We start from the raw sequence: 16,231 nt of genomic DNA, 5'->3' as shown, positions 1-16,231 counted from the left end.
AAGCACGGCGCACGGCGCGCGTGCGAGCGAGACGCAGTACAAGAGAACAGCACGCAAGAGAGAGCGGGACGCATGGTGTGGTTGGCGCCTGAGCAGGCCGGACTGCTGGCGCGGTGCGCGGTGGTCTTCGAGGCGGGGGACCCGGCGCGCACGGGCCGCCTCGTCTTCTTCGACCCGGACGGCTCCCCGCTGCCGGACACGGCGGCGGGCGAGCCGGGCGAGGCGTCGCTCGTCGTACCGCACGACGGCGGCGTCGCCCTGCGGACCCTTCCGGTGCTGCGCCTGCCCCTCGCCCAGGCGCTGCCCGCCCTGATCGAGGCCCGCCGCTGCTACGGCCGCAACGGTGCCACCGTCCATCCGGCCGCCGCGTTCTGGGGGGCCGCCGCCGCCCTCGGGCTGCATCTCGCAGCCCGGGAGCGGCTGCTGCCCGGCGTCTCCGCCGGCGGCTACGACACCTGGCGTGCCGGACCGCTCGACCTCGAGGACGTCGTACGGCTGCGGGAGCTCGCCCGGGCCGCCCCCGGCGAGGCCGTCGCCGCCCCCGGCAGCGACGTACAGGCGCTGCTGCGCGCCTTCCTGGACACCCTCGCCGACACACTGCCGCGCACCGCCGCCGCCCCGGCCGCCACCGGACGGGCCGCGTTCTCGGCCACCGAACCCCAGCACGTGCCCCAACTGCGCGCCTGGGCCGAGGAGATCTCCGCCGGACTCGACTCCGGTGTACGGGTGTCCCTCCACGTCCACCTCGCCGAAACCCCCGACGGCCCGCCCGCCCTGCACCTGGTCCCGCGCGCCCACAGCCTCGCCGACCCCACCCTCGCGCTCGACGCGGGAGAGCTGTTCGCCAGCGCCGACCACGCCCTGGGCCCGCGCGCCCAGGCCGACACGATCCTCGCGGTGCGCCGCGCGGCGAGCGTGTGGGAGCCGCTGGAGCGGCTGCTGCCCGTCCCCTCCGCCCTGGTCCTGACCGACCGGGAGACCACCGAACTGATCGGCACCGGCGCGGCCCGGCTGCGCGCCCACGGCATCGACGTCCACTGGCCCGAAGGCGCCGCCCGTTCCCTGGCCGCCCGCGCCGTCGTCGGCGCCGGCCGCATCCCGCCCGCCGACCTGCGCTCCTTCCTCGGCGGCGACCACACCGTCGACCTGCGCTGGCAACTCGCCCTCGACGGCGAACCCCTCACCGAGGAGGAGACGGCCCACGTCGCCGACGAGGGGCGCCCCCTCGTCCGGCTCCGCGGCCGCTGGACCCTGGTGGGCGCCGACCTGGCCCGCAAGGCCCGCGAACGCGACCTCGGTCCACTGACCGCCATCGAGGCCCTCGCCGTCGCCCTCACCGGCCACACCCGCATCGGCACCGAACAGGTCCCCGTCGCCCCCAGCGACTGGCTGCTGGCCCTGCGCGCCCGCCTCACCGACCCCGACGGCGGCACCGAACCCCTGCGGCAGCCCGACGCACTGGCCGCGACCCTGCGCGACTACCAACTGCGCGGCCTGCGCTGGCTCGAACGCATGACCTCCCTCGGCCTCGGCGGCTGCCTCGCCGACGACATGGGCCTGGGCAAGACGATCCAGCTCATCGCCCTGCACCTGCTGCGCCAGGAACACGACGACACCCGCGGCCCCACCCTCGTCGTCTGCCCCGCCTCCCTGCTCGGCAACTGGCAGCGCGAGATCGGCAGATTCGCCCCCGGCACCCCGGTACGCCGCTTCCACGGCACCGGCCGCAGCCTCCAGGGCGCCGACGACGGCTTCGTCCTGACCACCTACGGCACCATGCGCCTGGACGCCGAACGGCTCGGCGGCCACCGCTGGAGCATGCTCGTCGCCGACGAGGCCCAGCACGTCAAGAACCCGCTCTCCGGCACCGCCAAGGCCCTGCGCCTGATCCCCGCCGACGCGAGGATCGCCCTCACCGGCACCCCCGTCGAGAACAGCCTCTCCGAACTGTGGGCCGTCCTGGACTGGACCACACCCGGACTGCTGGGCACCCACGGCCACTTCCGCCGCCGCTGGATCGCCCCGATCGACGCCGAACGCGCCGACGCCACCGGCGAACAGCCCACCGCCCGCAAACTGGCCGGACTGGTGCGGCCGTTCCTGCTGCGCCGCCGCAAGTCCGACCCCGGCATCGCACCCGAACTGCCGCCCAAGACCGAGACCGACCGGCCCGTCGCCCTCACCGCCGAACAGGCCGCGCTCTACCGCACGCACGCGCAGGACGTCATGGACCGCATCCGCGCCAGCCAGGGCATCGCCCGCAGCGGCCTGGTCCTCAAACTCCTCACCGGCCTCAAACAGATCTGCAACCACCCCGCGCACTTCCTCAAGCAGGACGACACCCCCCTGTCCGGCCGCTCCGGGAAACTCGAACTCCTCGACGAACTCCTCGACACCATCACCGCGGAGGGCGGCGCGGCACTGGTGTTCACCCAGTACGTCGCCATGGCCAAGCTCCTCGAACGGCACCTGCGCGAACGCGGCATCGGGGCCCAGCTGCTGCACGGCGGCACCCCCGTACCCCGCCGCGAGGAACTCGTCCAGCGCTTCCAGGACGGCGAGGTCCCCGTCTTCCTGCTGTCGTTGAAGGCCGCCGGCACCGGCCTCAACCTCACCCGCGCCGACCACGTCGTCCACTACGACCGCTGGTGGAACCCGGCCGTGGAGGCCCAGGCCACCGACCGCGCCTACCGCATCGGCCAGACCAGATCCGTCCAGGTCCACAAGATGATCGCCGAAGGCACCATCGAGGACCGCATCGCCGCCCTGCTCGAGTCCAAGAAGGACCTCGCCGACGCCGTCCTCGGCTCCGGCGAAGGAGCCCTGACGGAACTGACCAACGACGAGCTGGCCAACCTGGTCGAACTGAGGAGCGTGTGATGAGCGATCACGAGGCGAGCGGCGCCCGCGGTTTTGCCGCCTTCCCCGCCCGCAAGGGCGGCCGCACCCGCGGCCAGTCCCCGTGGGCCGGCCGGTGGACCGAGGCCCTGGAGGACACCTGGCCCGAGGAGGAGCCCCTGAAGAAGGGCCGCGCCTTCTCCCGCACCGGACGCATCGGCCCCATCACCGTCAGCGCCGGCCGCATCGCCGCCGAGGTCTACGCCGGCGAGGCCGCCCACGCCACCACCCTCACCGTCACGGCATGGGACGACGACGACTGGGACCTGCTGTGGGAACGGACCGCCGACCGGCCCGACGCCACGGAGGCCCTGCTCGCCGGCGACCTGCCCGAGGACCTCCTCGAAGCGGCCGAGGACGCCCGCCTCGGGCTGCTGCCCGGCTACGGCGACCTGGACGCGGACTGCGACTGCGACGCGCTCGACCACCCCTGCCCGCACGCCACGGCGCTCGGCTACCAGTTCTCCTGGCTCCTCGATTCCGACCCGTGGCTGCTCCTGCTGGTCCGCGGCCGGGAAACCCACGAGGCACTCGACGAACTCAAGTCGGTCCTGATGCTGCGGGCGCTGACCGCCACCGACGACGACGAGGACGAGGACGGCGGCGGGGGAGAGGAGACCGAGCAGGAAGACCGGCAGCCGCAGGAGGCCTACGAGAGCAACCGCGAGGCCTACGCCCGCCCCGCCGCCCCGCTGCCCGCCCTGCCGCCGCTGCCCGAGCCGCTGCCGTCCGCGGCCGAACCGGTCACCGGCATCGAGGCCGACCCGCTGGAGCGCCTCGTCGCCGACGCCGCCGTCCGGGCCCGTGAACTGCTCGCCCACATCGCCGGATTCGTCGAGACGCCGCCCACCCCGCCGCTCGACGAATGGCACGACACGGTCCGCATCGCCGCCACCCACCCCGACCCGCGCGTCCCCGCCCGGCTGCGCGAGGCCTGCGGCCGCCCCGACCACCTCGACCGGGCCGCCGAGGCCTGGCGCACCGGCGGGAAAGCCGGCCTGGAGGTCCTCGAACAGCCCTGGACGCCCTCCGAACAGGAGACCGCCCGCGCCCGCACCGCCCTCGCCGCGGGCTGGGACGAGGACCTGCCGGCCCTCGACGTCGACGGCAACCACTGGACCCTCACCGGCCGCGGCCTCCAGCTCCGCCAGGGCCGCGACGGCCGCTGGTACCCCTACCGCGACCGCTCCGGCACCTGGTGGCCCGCCGGCCCCCCGGACGCCGACCCGGCCGTCGCCCTCAGCGAACTCCTCGCCCCGCAGGAGGCGTAGCGGCGACGACGGTGACGCCGTCGCGGTGCGGCCCGAAGGGCACCGCGACGGCCGCCGGCGAGCGCCTAGCATGGCGCCATGGCCGTCGACCTCTTCGCAGGCATCCCCGTCAGCGACTACCGGGCCGCCCTTCTCTGGTACGAACGGCTGCTCGGCACTCCTCCCACGTTCGTCGCGAGCGACACGGAGGCCGTGTGGGAACTGGCGGAACACCGGTCGCTGTTCATCGAGCACCGACCCGAGCACGCCGGCCACGCCCTGCACACCGTCTTCGTGGACGACCTCGACGCCTTCGTCTTGCGGGCATCGGGCCGGGGACTGGAGCCCAGCGAACGGCAGACCTACGCCAACGGCGTGCGCAAGGCCCTGTACCGCGATCCCGACGGAAACGAGCTCGGCTTCGGCGGCGCCCCGCTGTGACCCGCCCCTGAACGCGCCCCCCGGCCGCCGAGGGCGGCGTCCGGCCACCGCGCTCCGCTGACCACGAGGACATCGGGACGCCCCGGGGGGCGGGGGCTCGGTCCCGCCACAGGACGACGAACAGCCCTCGCTGCCGCGCCCCGGCGTGCACGGTCGGCAGCGCGGTGAGACGGTCCGTCAGGAAAGGGAGGCCGGGGCCCCGTCGAAGCCGGCTTGGGCGAGGGTGCCGACGCCGGGCAGGGACGGCGGCCAGGACCCGGTCCCGGTCGAGTGCCTGCAGTTCGGCGGCCACGTGGGCGACGGCCCGGGGCGTGAGGGCTGCCGGCGGTCGGAAGCCTCCGGTCGCTTCCGGATGGTGCGGCACCGCGACATCGACGTCGCCCTCACCTACCCTCCAGCGCCCTTCTCGCAGCGGCGAGTTGCCGGGGGCGGACCGCCGCGAGGTCACAGGCATCGACACGATGAACCGCGGTGACCAGCCGAGATCGATCCGGTCGCCGGCCGGCGGATCCCCGTGCGGGTCGCCGCCCGGGTCGGCCGCCGCTGCGGCACGGCAGCGGGCGAGGCAGGGCCCCGCTCACCCTGGCACGTTGTTGTGTCACGGCCACGCGCCCAGTGTCCCGGCGCGGCGCGGGACCAGGTTCACCGGCGCGGCGCGGCAGGCCCCTCGTTCCCTCCGCCGTCGCGGGTGATCGGTTGATGTACGCCCGTGCACCCCTCCTGTCTCACGGCTCAGGCGATCCTCCAGCGCGCGAAACCACCATCGAGGCCGACAGGTTTTCGCCGGTGCAAGGAGCGGAAGGGGGCGCGGCCCATGGGCGGCGGCACACTCGTCGAGGAAATCGGGGCACATGCGCGCCGTGCGCCGCAGGAGACGGCGCTCGTGTGGCACGGCGAAGAAATCACCTACGGCGCCCTGTGGCGGCGCGCCGAGCGGGCCAGGGCCCGTGTCGCGGACACGCCCGGCCGCGGGCCCGTCGGGGTCCCGGCCGTCAAGTCGCCGGGCACGATCGCGCTGGTCCTCGCCTGCATGCTGGAGCGCCGTCCGGTGCTGCTGCCGTCGGCGACGCTCGGCAAGGACGTGACGGAGCAGCTGTACGAGCAGGCCGGCGCCGTCCCCCTGCCCGAGCGGCCGGGCGACGACACACCGGACGACGGCACACCCGGCGGCGACACGCCGTACGGCGGCCTCGGCGCCGCGCGCGACACGCCCGCCGATCCCGAGGCCCCGGTGCTGCTGCTGACCACCTCCGGGTCGACCGGGCTGCCCAAGATCGTGCCCGTCGCCGGCGGCGCCGTCGACCGTTTCACCGCCTGGGCCGCCGCCGCGTTCGGGATCGGACCCGGCACGAACGTTCTCAACTACGCGCCGCTCAACTTCGACCTGTGCCTGCTCGACGTGTGGACCACCCTCGCCCACGGCGGCCGGGTCGTCCTCGTCGACCCCGACCAGGCCATGAGCGGCCGCCACCTGCTGGAGACGATGGAGCGCCACGACGTACACGTCGTCCAGGCCGTGCCCATGTTCCACCGCCTGGTCACCGACGCCGCCCGCGAACACGGCACCACCGCCCTGCCCGCCGTGCGGCACGCGATGACCACCGGCGACGCCCTGCCCGGCCCGGTCCTGGCCGAGCTGCCGCGCCTGTTCCCGAACGCGCGGCTGCACAACATCTACGGCTGCACCGAGACCAACGACAGCTTCGTGCACGAGGTGACCGGCGAGCAGGCCGCGGCCGGGGCGGCCCTGCCGCTGGGCCGCCCGCTGCCCGGCGCCGGCGCCCTGGTCGTCACCGGCGACGGCACCGTCCTCGAGGGCCCCGGCAGCGGCGAACTGTGGGTCACCACACCGTTCCAGACCAGCGGCTACCTCGGCGCGGCCGCCGCCCGGCCCGTGTTCGTGCCCCACCCCACCGGCGCCGACGACCGGCGCTGGTACCGCACCGGCGACCTGGTGCACCGCGGCGCCGACGGCGCCCTGACCCTCGCCGGCCGCACCGACTTCCAGGTCAAGGTCCGCGGCGTGCGCATCAACGTCCAGGAGGTCGAGCACGTACTGCTCGCCCACCCCGAGGTCACCGAGGCCGCCGTCCTGGCCCTGCCCGACGAGGTGGCCGGCCGGCTGCTGCACGCCGTGGCCCGCCGCACCCCGGGCAGCGGCCTCAACAGCCTGACCCTGCGCGGCCATCTGGCACGCGGTCTGCCGAGGGCCGCGGTCCCCTCGGTCCTGCGCTTCACCGACGAGCCGCTGCCCCGGACCTCCACCGGCAAGGTCGACCGCGACCGTGTCGTGAAGGACCACTTCACCAAGGAGAACTGACATGTCCCACGCCCAGGCCCAGGCCATCAAGGAGTTCATCGTCGAGGAGTTCCTGCCCGACATGCCCGCACGGGACCTGGCCGACCACGACGACCTGCTGGAGGGCGGCGTCATCGACAGCCTCGGCCTGCTCAAGGTGATCGCCTGGCTGGAGGACCGGTACGACATCAACACCGACGAGGTGGACCTGGACCCCGAGTCCTTCAAGTCGGTGGCGGCCATCGAGGCGTTCGTCGCCGACGCCTCCCGCACCCGGGCGGAGGCCGCCTAACCATGCACGACGCCGTCGCCGCCCTGATCGCCCAGGACCGGCCCGTCGACCTTCCCCAGTGGCGCTCGTTCTGGGACAGCCTGCACGACGGCGCGCTGCGCCGGGGCGAGAGCGTGGCCCTGCTCGCGTCCCTGTCCACGCAGATGCCCGGCCGCGCCACCCTGACCGCGCTGCTCGACTCGCTCGCCGAACGCCGCCCGGGCGACACCGGGCGGCCGGTGTTCGAAGGCGCCGTCAACATCGTCGGCACCGGCGGAGGCCCGCGCACCCTCAACATCTCCACCGCGGCCGCGCTGACCGCCGCCGCGATGGGCACCCGCGTCGTCAAGACCGGATCGCGCGCCTACACCTCCGCCCTCGGCTCCCTCGACCTGCTCGAACGCCTCGGCATCGAGACGGCCTCCTCCTACGAGCAGACCCACGAGATGCTCGAGCGGTGCGGCATCGCGTTCGCCGGCATGTTCGTCTACCCCGCCGAACTGGGCCTGCTCGCACGCGGCGTGCTGCCGCTCGACATCCGCCGCCTGGGGCGCTTCGTCAACGCCCTGGGACCGTTCCTCGCCGACATGCCGGTCGACGCCCAGCTCACCGGCGTCTCCGACCCGCGGCTGGTTCCCGGGCTGCGGCACGCCGCCGAGCACACCGCCCGCCGCACCGGCAGATCAGTGTGGCTGGCCACCAACGCCACGGGCGCCGACGAACTGGTCGGCTTCACCCCCAACCTGGTGCGCACCTACGAAGGCGGCGGCGAGGACGAGTTCACCCTCGACCCCGCCGCGCTCGGCCTGGGCCCCGGCGCCCTGGAGGACCTGCGGCCCGGCACCGACCCCGTCCGCGACGTCCTGGACCTGCTCGCCGGCCGCGGCCGCCCGGCGGCCGAGGACGCGGTCTGCCTCAACGCGGCGGCCCTCGCCGTCGCCGGCCGTCTCACCGGCGACTGGCACCAGGCCCTGCGCGGCGCCCGCGCGGTCCTGAACGACGGCTCGGCCCTCGCCCTGGTCGACCGACTGCGACGCGCCACGGAGGTGGCCCATGCATGACCCCCGCCCCGCACCCGCCACCGCCTCCGGCCCCGCGCCCGCACCCGAAAGCGCCGCCGCGGCCGGGAACGGCCCCGTGGCCGCCGCCGCGTCCGCGCCGGGCGGGTTCTTCACCCGCACCGCACCCGGCCGGCCCGGCCTGGCGCTGTTCCTCAACGCGGGCGACCCGCCGCTGGACCGGCTGCCCGACCTCGCCGCCCTCCTCGACGAGAGCGACATCGACTGCCTCGAACTGGCCGTCCCCTTCCCCGGATCCGTCACCGACGGGCCCGTCATCCGCCGCTCCGCCGACCGGGCCCTGGCCCACGGCACCGACCTCGCCGCCGTCCTCGCCGCCGTTGCCCGCGTCCGGCCCGGCCTGAAAAGACTGCGCATCGCGCTGCTCGCCGACTTCGGTCACACCGTCAAGGGCACCGCCCCCGCCGACTTCGCCGCCGCGGTGCGCGACGCCGGCTGCGACGGACTGCTGCTGCACGGCGTCCCGCCCAGGCTGCGCACCGCCCACTACCAGGCCGCCCACGACGCCGGCCTGCCGCTGGTCACCACCTGCTACGCGGTCTCCCGGCCCGACGCGGTCGCCGAGGCGGCGGCGCAGGCCACCGCCTACCTCTACCTGGTCGCCCACTACGGCCGCAGCGGCACCGCCGCGGCCCTCGACCACGACCGGCTGGCCCGGTCCGTCGCCGCCCTGCGCGCCACCGCCACCGCGCCCGTCGCGGTCGGCTTCGGCGTCAGGACCCGCGCCGACACCCTGCTCCTGCAGGACCTCGGCGCGGACGCCGCCGTCGTCGGCAGCGTCGGCGTGGCCCGTATCGAACAGGCCCTGACCGAAGGCCGCGACCCCGTCGAGGAGTTCGGCTCCTTCGTGAGGGAACTGCGCGGGCCGTGAAGGGAGCTGCGCGGGCCGTGAGCGGCCCGGGCGGCCCACCGTGTGCCGAACAGCGGAACCACCCGTACGAAAGGAGACCCCCGTGATCGTCCGCAAGCTCGAAGAGGTCACCTGCGTCGACTGGGGCAACGGCCTCAGCCGCAGATTCCTCACCCAGGCCGACGGCGTCGGCTACACCGTCACCGACACCATCGTCCGCGCGGGCACCAAGTCCCGCCTGGAGTACCGCAACCACCTCGAGAGCTGCTACTGCATCGAGGGCTCCGGCGAGGTGATCGACAGCGACGGCGTCTCGCACCCCATCACCCCCGGCACCCTGTATGCGCTGGACCGGCACGACGCCCACTGGCTGGTGGCGAGCCCGCACGAGGACCTGCGCCTGGTGTGCATGTTCACCCCCGCGCTGCGCGGCGACGAGAGCCACAACCTCGACTCGCCCGAATTCTCCCACTACTGATGGCCGACTTCACGAAGGACCAGCAGGCCCTGCGCGACGGCCTGGCGCCCGTGCTCGAAAAGCTCGACGAAGGGCACATCGAGCGCGACGCGGCCGCCGAGTTCCCCCGGGAGGCATGGCGGCTGCTGGCCGGCACCGGAATCCTCGGACTGCCCTTCGACGAGCGCCACGGCGGACTCGGCCAGTCGCTGACCACCACCATGTACGTCCTGGAGGGCCTGGGGGAGGGCTGCCGGGACGCCGGACTGAACTTCTCCGTCTGCACCCACCTGGTCTCCGTCGGCGTCCCGCTGCAGCGCTTCGGCTCCGACACCCTCAAGGACCGCCACCTGCCCGGCATCTGCACCGGCGAGCTGATCGGCGCCCACGCCATCAGCGAACCCGACAGCGGCTCCGACGCGCTGGCGATGCGCACCCGTGCGGTACGCGACGGCGACACCTACGTCCTGAACGGCAGCAAGTCGTTCGTCAGCAACGGGCCCGTCGCCGACGTGTTCACCGTCTACGCCCGCACCAGCGACCGTCCCGGGCCGCTGAGCATCACCGCGTTCCTCGTCGACCGCGACACCCCGGGCCTGACGCTGGGCCGGCCACTGGCCAAGATGGGCCTGCGCACCTCCCCGCTGTGCGAGCTGTACTTCGACGACTGCCGCGTCCCGGCCGACCGGGTGATCGGCCGGCCCGGCGGCGGGTTCCTCGTCCTGGACCACGTGATGCGCTGGGAGATCCTGTGCTCCTTCGTCATCAACGCCGGCGAGATGCAGCGCCGGGTGGACGCCTGCGTCCGCTACGCGCAGACCCGCAGCCAGTTCGGGCAGCCCATCGGCTCCTACCAGGCCGTCTCCCACAAAATCGTCGACATGGCCACCGGCGTGGAGACCTCCCGCCGCTGGCTGTACGAGACGGCCCGCAGGATGACCGCCGGCGACAACGTCACCCGCGACATCGCCATGGCCAAACTCGTCACCAGCGAGGCCAACGTCGCCTCCGCCCTGGCCGCCGTGCAGATCTTCGGCGGCAACGGCTACATGGCCGAGTACGGCATCGAGAGCCAGCTGCGCAACGCGGTCGCCGGAACGATCTACTCCGGCACCTCCGAGACCCAGCGCAACCGCATCGCCGCACTCCTGGGCCTGTGAACCCACCGACGGGCCCTTGGCATCCAACCGACAACGAAGCGGACCCCCAGTTGCCATGACGACCCCCCTGAGCACCGGCGCCCTCGAGGCCACCGAGTTCCTCGACCACGAGAACGAGCAGGTACGCGCCTTCGTGGCCGACGCCCTGCCGCCCACCGCCACCACACCCACCGAGCAGGCCGTCGCCCTCTACTACGCGGTCCGCGACACGATCCGCTACGAGGTCTACGGCGCCGACCTGACCCGCCAAGGGCTGCGCGCCGGCACCGTGGCGGCCACCGGCTCCGGCATGTGCCTGCACAAGTCGGTCCTCTACGCGGCCGGCCTGCGCTCGCTCGGCATCCCCGCCCGCCTCGTCCTGACCGACGTGCGCAACCACCTCGCCTCCCCGAAACTGGTGAGCCTGCTCGGCGGCGACGTGTTCCACCAGCACTGCCTGACCTCCGTACGCCTCGAAGGCCAATGGGTGCGCGCCACACCGGTGTTCAACAAGAACCTGTGCCGGCTGTACCGGATGGCGCCCCTCGACTTCGACGGCACCACCGACAGCCTGCACCACCCCTTCGACCTGAAGGGCCGCCGCCAGATGGAGTTCCTGCGCTTCCACGGCGAGTTCGACGACCTGCCCTACGAGGCCGTCCTGGCCGACCTGCGGGCCGCGCACCCCGGCCTGTTCGGCGCCGGTGGCGACCGCTTCACGGCCGGCTCCCTGGAGCACGACGCCGGCCGGACGGCGGCCGCCTGATGCTGGTCAAGATCTGCGGCGCCACCACCACCGCGGAGGTCGACGCCGTCGCCGCCTCCGGCGCCGACCTGATCGGCCTGTGGCACCACGTACCGGGCGGCCACGCCGACCTGACACTCGATCAGTTGACCGTGCTCGGCGCCCGGGCCCGCGCCGCGGGCCCGGCGCCCGTCCTGGTCACCTTCTCCGCCGACACCGGCCAACTGTCCACGGCCGTACGGGCGGCCGGCGCCGCCTGGGTCCAACTGCACGGCTTCCAGCCCCCCGGCGTGCTGCGCGCCCTGCGCGCGCAGTGCCCCGACGGCCTGAAGATCGCCAAAGTGCTGCACGTACGCGACGACACCTGCCTGGAGGGCCGGCTCACCGGCGCCTACGAGCGGGCCGGCGCCGACTGCTTCCTCTTCGACGCCGTCACCGGCGACGGCCGGATCGGCTCCACCGCCCAGCGCCTGGACGACACGACGGTCACGAAACTGGCCGACGCCACCACTCTGCCGTTCCTCCTCGCCGGAGGCCTCGGTCCCGCCAACCACGGCGACTTCCCCGCCACCGTCGCCCACCCCCGCTTCCTCGGCATCGACGTCGACTCCGCCGCCCGCGGCGACGACGGCCGCCTCGACGCCTCCCGCGCCGCCGCCGTGGTGCACGCCTGGCGCACCCCCTGACCCCCCGCGCGCACGACGGCGGGCGGCCCCCGGGGGGCCGGCCGCCGTCGTGCGCGGGGGTGTCAGGAACGCCCGCCGCGCGGCGCGGTGCGCCGGCCGCGGGAGGTGCGGCCCCACGGCTTGTAGACGGACACCACCGCGGCGACGGTCAGCAGCGCGAACAGCACCGGAACGCTCCACAGCAGGAAGTCCGCCGGCCAGCCGGGCTCCGGCGGCGCGCCGCCCGCCGTCGCGGTGTTCTCGGTGGCCTGCATGACGATCGGGTGGATCACGAACCACGCGAAGATCGTCATGAACAGGGTGATCACCCACTTGACGATGATCCACCAGTGCAGCAGCAGGCCCCACTTGGTGCCGCAGGACAGCAGAATGCCGGACAGCGCGGCGGTGATGCTGAACACCGTGACGCAGGTGTCGTCGAAGACGTACATCGCGTAGTAGACGCCCTTGGCGACCGCGGCGTCCTCGGTGGTGTACCCCATGACGGCCAGCACGGCCATCGCCAGGGACAGACCCACCCAGCCCACCGAGGTCACGACATGGACGGCGAGCGTCAGCCTGCGCCCCCTTCGGGAGAGTTCGAACTTCTTCTTGGTCCTGCCCCGCGTGGTGGGGGACTGGCTTACGGCGGTGGCGGACAAAGCGGCGACCTTTCGTGGGGGACGAGGGGGAGAGGAAGGCGATGCGACCGGACAGTCGACAGCCCCGCGCAAGCCCCGCGGCCACCCGGCGGCCGGCCGTGCCCGGGCGTGCCGGCGCGCACGGGCACGCAGGCGAGGCCCTCCGCCGGGAGCATCCCCGCCGCCGCTGGAGAACGGCTCGAGCGCTGCTCCCGCCCCGCGCCGCCCCCTCCCGGCCCCGATCGCGTTCCAGCCAGTCTCCGGGGACCCTCCAGCCGGGCTGTTCAGCCTTGCACCACCAAGGTCCGAGGAGTCTCGGGGAAGCCGGGACCGACAGGGTGGAGCAGGCGTGACAGTTCTGGTGACAGGAGCGACAGGATCCGTCGGCCGGCATGTGGTCGACCACCTCGTGGCGGCGGGAGCGCGGGTGCGGGCCCTGACCCGCACCCCGGCCGCAGCGGGGCTCCCCGACGGCGTCGAGGTGTTCGAGGGCGACCTCGAGCAGCCGCAGACGCTGCGGGCCGCCCTGAACGGCGTGGAGCGCCTCTACCTCTTCCCGGTCCCCGAGACCGCGCGGGAGGTCGTCGCCCTCGCCAAGGAGGCCGGAGTGCGCCGCATCGTGGTGCTCTCCTCCTCGTCCGTGCTCGACACCTCCGGCGACAACCACAGCGGTGAGCACCACCGGACCGTGGAGCGCGCCGTGGAGGAGTCCGGCATCGCGTGGACCTTCGTCCGCCCCGACGAGTTCGCCACCAACCTGCTGTGGAAGTGGGGCCACTCCATCCGCACCGAGGGCGTGGTGCGCACCCCCTACGGCGGCGCGCCGCGCGTGCTGATCCACGAGGCCGACGTCGCCGCGGTGGCCGCCACCGCGCTCCTCGAGGACGGCCACACCGGGCAGGCGTACGTCCTGACCGGCCCTCAGGCCATCACCCAGGCCGACCAGGTGAAGGCGATCGCCGCCGCCATCGGCACCGAGGTCGCCTTCGAGGAGATCACCCCCGACCAGGCGCGCGAGCAGATGGGCCACTTCATGCCGCCGCCGGTCGTCGAGATGATCCTCGGCTACCTCGCCGACGCCATGGACAACCCGCCCGTGCCGCTGGACACCGTCGAGCGGATCACCGGCCGCCCGGCCCTCACCTTCGCCCGGTGGGCCGCCGACCACGCCGCCGACTTCGCCCCCCGGCGCGAGACGGTGGCGGCGTGAGCGTCGACACCGGCACAGCCGCCGCCCGCCACGCAGCCACCCCCGCCGCCGGTGGTGAGACGGCCAACGCCCAGGTGCAGCTCACCGGCAGCGGCCGCCCCGAGGACCACATCGTCGCCGGCAACGGCCCACGGCCCACGGCCGGCCGGGGCAAGGTCGTCGTCCGCGTCGAGGCCGCCGGCGTGTCCTTCGCCGAGGTGCAGATGCTCCAGCACCTGCACCCCTTCCCGCCCAAGTTCCCCTTCGTGCCCGGCTACGACCTGGTCGGCCGCATCGTTGGGACCGGCGACAACGTCACCGGCTGGACCACCGGCGACCGGGTCGCCGCGATGCCCCGCCACGGCGCCTGGCAGCAGTACGTCGAGGTGCCCGCCGCCTCGCTCGCCGCGGTGCCCGAGCACCTGGACGCGGCCGTCGCCGTCTCCCTGATCACCAACGGCGTCACGGCCTACCAGATGCTGCACCGGCAGACCGCGCTCGCCGCCGGCTCCACCGTGCTCGTGCACGGCGCCAGCGGCGGCGTCGGCACCCTGCTCACCCAGCTCGCCGTCCACGCACAGCTGCACGTCATCGGCACCGCCTCACCCGCCAAACACCCCGCGGTGCGCGCCCTGGGCGCACAGCCCCTCGACTACCGCACCGACGACCTCGCCGCCGCCGTACGGGAACTGGCGCCCGACGGCGTCGACGCCGTCTTCGACCACATCGGCGGCCGCGGCCTCGACGCCGGCTGGGCCATGCTCGCCGACGGCGGCACCCTCGTCTCCTTCGACTCCTCCGTCGCCGGCTACCGTCCCGGCCAGTGGTTCAGGCCGCATGTGCCCGCACTGCGCCGCACCGCCGCCCGCTGGATCGCCCGCAAGCTCCACCTCACCCGCGGCCGCCGCCAGAGCATGTACTACGTCAAGCCCGGCGACGACTTCCGGACCGACCTCGCCGCCCTGTACCGGCTGGTCGACGAGGGCGTATTGAGCCCCGAGATCGCCGGCCGCCACCGGCTGGCCGAGGCCCCGGCCGCGGTACGCGCCCTGCTGGACGGCGCCACCGTCGGCAAGCACGTCCTGATCCCCTGAAGACCGGTAAGGAACCCTCACCATGACCGCAACGCTCGCCGAACTGCCCATCCAGAGTGTCCAGGAGCGCAACAAGCAGATCGCGCTCGACTGCGCCGCCGCCTGGAACCGCTGGGACCTGGACGGCATCTTCATCCACTGGTCGCCGGACATCCGGCACTTCTCCGAGGACCGCCCCGTCGACTCGGAGGCCATGAAGCAGGCGATGCGCGGCGGCCTCGCCGCCTTCCCCGACCTGCACCTGGACGTCAAGAGCGCCGTCTCGCAGGGCGACCGCGTCATCCTGCGCATCACCGTGACCGCCACCCACCTCGGCGACTTCATGGGCAAGGCCGCGACCGGCAAGAAGGTCACCTGGTTCATGCTCGAGGAACTGCGCTTCGACGACGCCGGGAAGATCATCGAGCACTACGACGTCTTCAACTACCTGCCGATGCTCAAGGAACTGGGCTTCGTCGCCGCCGACGTCCTGTGACGTTGCCGCACCACCGAAGGGCCCGGGCCGCCGACACGGCCCGGGCCCTTGTCCGTGCCCCGGCTCAGCCGGCCGCCGCCAGCAGACCGGGAAGATCCCGCATGTCGTCGAACACGATCGTGCCCGGCCCCGCCAGCCGGGAGGCCGGGGTCAGGCCGCCGCAGTAGCCGAAGGCCCGCATCCCGGCCGCACGCGCCGCCTCCACCCCGTACGCGCTGTCCTCGATCACCGCGCACGCCCCGGGCTCCACACCCAGGCAACGGGCGGCATGCAGGAACAGGTCGGGCGCGGGCTTGCCCCGGGCCACGTCCGCAGCGCTGAAGATCCGCCCCTCGAAACGGTCGGACAGCGCGACGATGTCCAGACTGCGCCTGATGCCGGCGTGGTCGCCGTTCGAGGCGACGCACACGGCCGCGGTGAGAGCGTCCAGCGCGTCGGTGACGCCGTCGACCGCGGTCAGCCCGGTCGCGAAGGCCGCCTCGTACAGGTGCTCGTACTTCTGCTGCCAGCCCTTCTCCAGCCGCCGTCCCAGACGCTCCTCCACGGCCGCCGTGTACACCTCGGTGGACGAACCCACGAACCGTTCGACGATCTCGGCCTCGCTGAACACGCACCCCAGATCCGCCATGATCACCGCGTCGACCTCGACGCATATCCTCTCGCTGTCCACCAGCACACCGTCACAGTCGAAGATCACCAGTTCCACGCCGCTCACAGTCATGAGCGCCAGCGTACGGA

The 16,231-nt window shown here is 73.8% G+C and carries 16 protein-coding genes; 14 read left to right on the top strand and 2 right to left on the bottom strand.

The features are described 5' to 3' along the window. Positions 1-72 precede the first annotated feature (72 nt). The 11 genes from ACTMTU_RS34185 (at position 73) to ACTMTU_RS34135 (ending at position 12,115) form a co-directional block, all read left to right on the top strand. Positions 73-2,880 (top strand): DEAD/DEAH box helicase, encoded by a 2,808-nt coding sequence (locus tag ACTMTU_RS34185; protein WP_441267316.1) that lies wholly within the window; start codon positions 73-75, stop codon positions 2,878-2,880. Next, positions 2,880-4,169, top strand: coding sequence for a hypothetical protein (locus ACTMTU_RS34180; protein ID WP_441267315.1), 1,290 nt, complete (start codon positions 2,880-2,882; stop codon positions 4,167-4,169). The genes ACTMTU_RS34185 and ACTMTU_RS34180 overlap by 1 nt, the downstream gene beginning before the upstream one ends. Before the next feature lie 78 nt (positions 4,170-4,247). Next, positions 4,248-4,589, top strand: a complete 342-nt coding sequence (locus ACTMTU_RS34175) for a VOC family protein (RefSeq protein ID WP_441267314.1) — start codon at positions 4,248-4,250, stop codon at positions 4,587-4,589. Between the two features lie 814 nt (positions 4,590-5,403). Then, positions 5,404-6,909: an AMP-binding protein gene (locus ACTMTU_RS34170; protein WP_441267313.1), complete on the top strand. Its 1,506-nt coding sequence runs from the start codon at positions 5,404-5,406 to the stop codon at positions 6,907-6,909. Position 6,910: 1 nt separating this feature from the next. Further along, entirely contained in the window at positions 6,911-7,180 is a 270-nt protein-coding gene (locus ACTMTU_RS34165; RefSeq protein ID WP_441267312.1) for a phosphopantetheine-binding protein, read from the top strand. Between the two features lie 2 nt (positions 7,181-7,182). Further along, the gene (locus tag ACTMTU_RS34160) at positions 7,183-8,220 is read left to right on the top strand and encodes an anthranilate phosphoribosyltransferase (RefSeq protein ID WP_441267311.1); all 1,038 of its coding nucleotides are present in this window, start codon (positions 7,183-7,185) and stop codon (positions 8,218-8,220) included. Further along, complete coding sequence (trpA, locus tag ACTMTU_RS34155) at positions 8,213-9,109, top strand: tryptophan synthase subunit alpha (RefSeq protein ID WP_441267310.1); 897 nt, start codon at positions 8,213-8,215, stop codon at positions 9,107-9,109. Before ACTMTU_RS34160 ends, trpA begins: the two co-directional genes overlap by 8 nt. Before the next feature lie 82 nt (positions 9,110-9,191). Next, entirely contained in the window at positions 9,192-9,566 is a 375-nt protein-coding gene (locus ACTMTU_RS34150; RefSeq protein WP_005321771.1) for an ectoine synthase, read from the top strand. Then, entirely contained in the window at positions 9,566-10,705 is a 1,140-nt protein-coding gene (locus ACTMTU_RS34145; RefSeq protein WP_441267309.1) for an acyl-CoA dehydrogenase family protein, read from the top strand. Before ACTMTU_RS34150 ends, ACTMTU_RS34145 begins: the two co-directional genes overlap by 1 nt. 55 nt (positions 10,706-10,760) lie before the next feature. Then, a complete protein-coding gene (locus ACTMTU_RS34140; protein ID WP_441267308.1) occupies positions 10,761-11,450 on the top strand; it encodes a transglutaminase-like domain-containing protein in 690 nt (229 codons plus the stop codon). Then, the gene (locus tag ACTMTU_RS34135) at positions 11,450-12,115 is read left to right on the top strand and encodes a phosphoribosylanthranilate isomerase (RefSeq protein WP_441267307.1); all 666 of its coding nucleotides are present in this window, start codon (positions 11,450-11,452) and stop codon (positions 12,113-12,115) included. The genes ACTMTU_RS34140 and ACTMTU_RS34135 overlap by 1 nt, the downstream gene beginning before the upstream one ends. 62 nt (positions 12,116-12,177) lie before the next feature. Here the strand turns inward: ACTMTU_RS34135 and ACTMTU_RS34130 are convergent, their stop codons facing one another. After that, complete coding sequence (locus tag ACTMTU_RS34130; RefSeq protein WP_441267306.1) at positions 12,178-12,756, bottom strand: DUF2269 family protein; 579 nt, start codon at positions 12,754-12,756, stop codon at positions 12,178-12,180. Positions 12,757-13,084: 328 nt separating this feature from the next. Here ACTMTU_RS34130 and ACTMTU_RS34125 point away from each other — a divergent pair, with 328 nt between their 5' ends. Genes ACTMTU_RS34125 through ACTMTU_RS34115 form a run of 3 tightly spaced genes read left to right on the top strand, consistent with a single transcriptional unit; the run spans position 13,085 to position 15,493 of the window. Beyond that, positions 13,085-13,945 (top strand): NAD(P)H-binding protein, encoded by an 861-nt coding sequence (locus ACTMTU_RS34125; RefSeq protein ID WP_441267305.1) that lies wholly within the window; start codon positions 13,085-13,087, stop codon positions 13,943-13,945. Beyond that, the gene (locus tag ACTMTU_RS34120; protein WP_441267304.1) at positions 13,942-15,018 is read left to right on the top strand and encodes a zinc-binding dehydrogenase; all 1,077 of its coding nucleotides are present in this window, start codon (positions 13,942-13,944) and stop codon (positions 15,016-15,018) included. Before ACTMTU_RS34125 ends, ACTMTU_RS34120 begins: the two co-directional genes overlap by 4 nt. A gap of 22 nt (positions 15,019-15,040) precedes the next feature. Then, positions 15,041-15,493, top strand: coding sequence for an ester cyclase (locus tag ACTMTU_RS34115; RefSeq protein ID WP_441267303.1), 453 nt, complete (start codon positions 15,041-15,043; stop codon positions 15,491-15,493). Between the two features lie 64 nt (positions 15,494-15,557). Here the strand turns inward: ACTMTU_RS34115 and ACTMTU_RS34110 are convergent, their stop codons facing one another. Further along, positions 15,558-16,214: an HAD family hydrolase gene (locus ACTMTU_RS34110; protein ID WP_441267302.1), complete on the bottom strand. Its 657-nt coding sequence runs from the start codon at positions 16,212-16,214 to the stop codon at positions 15,558-15,560. Between the last annotated feature and the right edge of the window lie 17 nt (positions 16,215-16,231).

It is taken from the genome of Streptomyces sp. OZ13 (genome assembly GCF_052068155.1).
Taxonomy (GTDB): Bacteria; Actinomycetota; Actinomycetes; order Streptomycetales; family Streptomycetaceae; genus Streptomyces.
The sequence above is the reverse complement of the archived record's forward strand: the minus strand, read 5'-3'. Positions and strand labels throughout refer to the sequence as shown.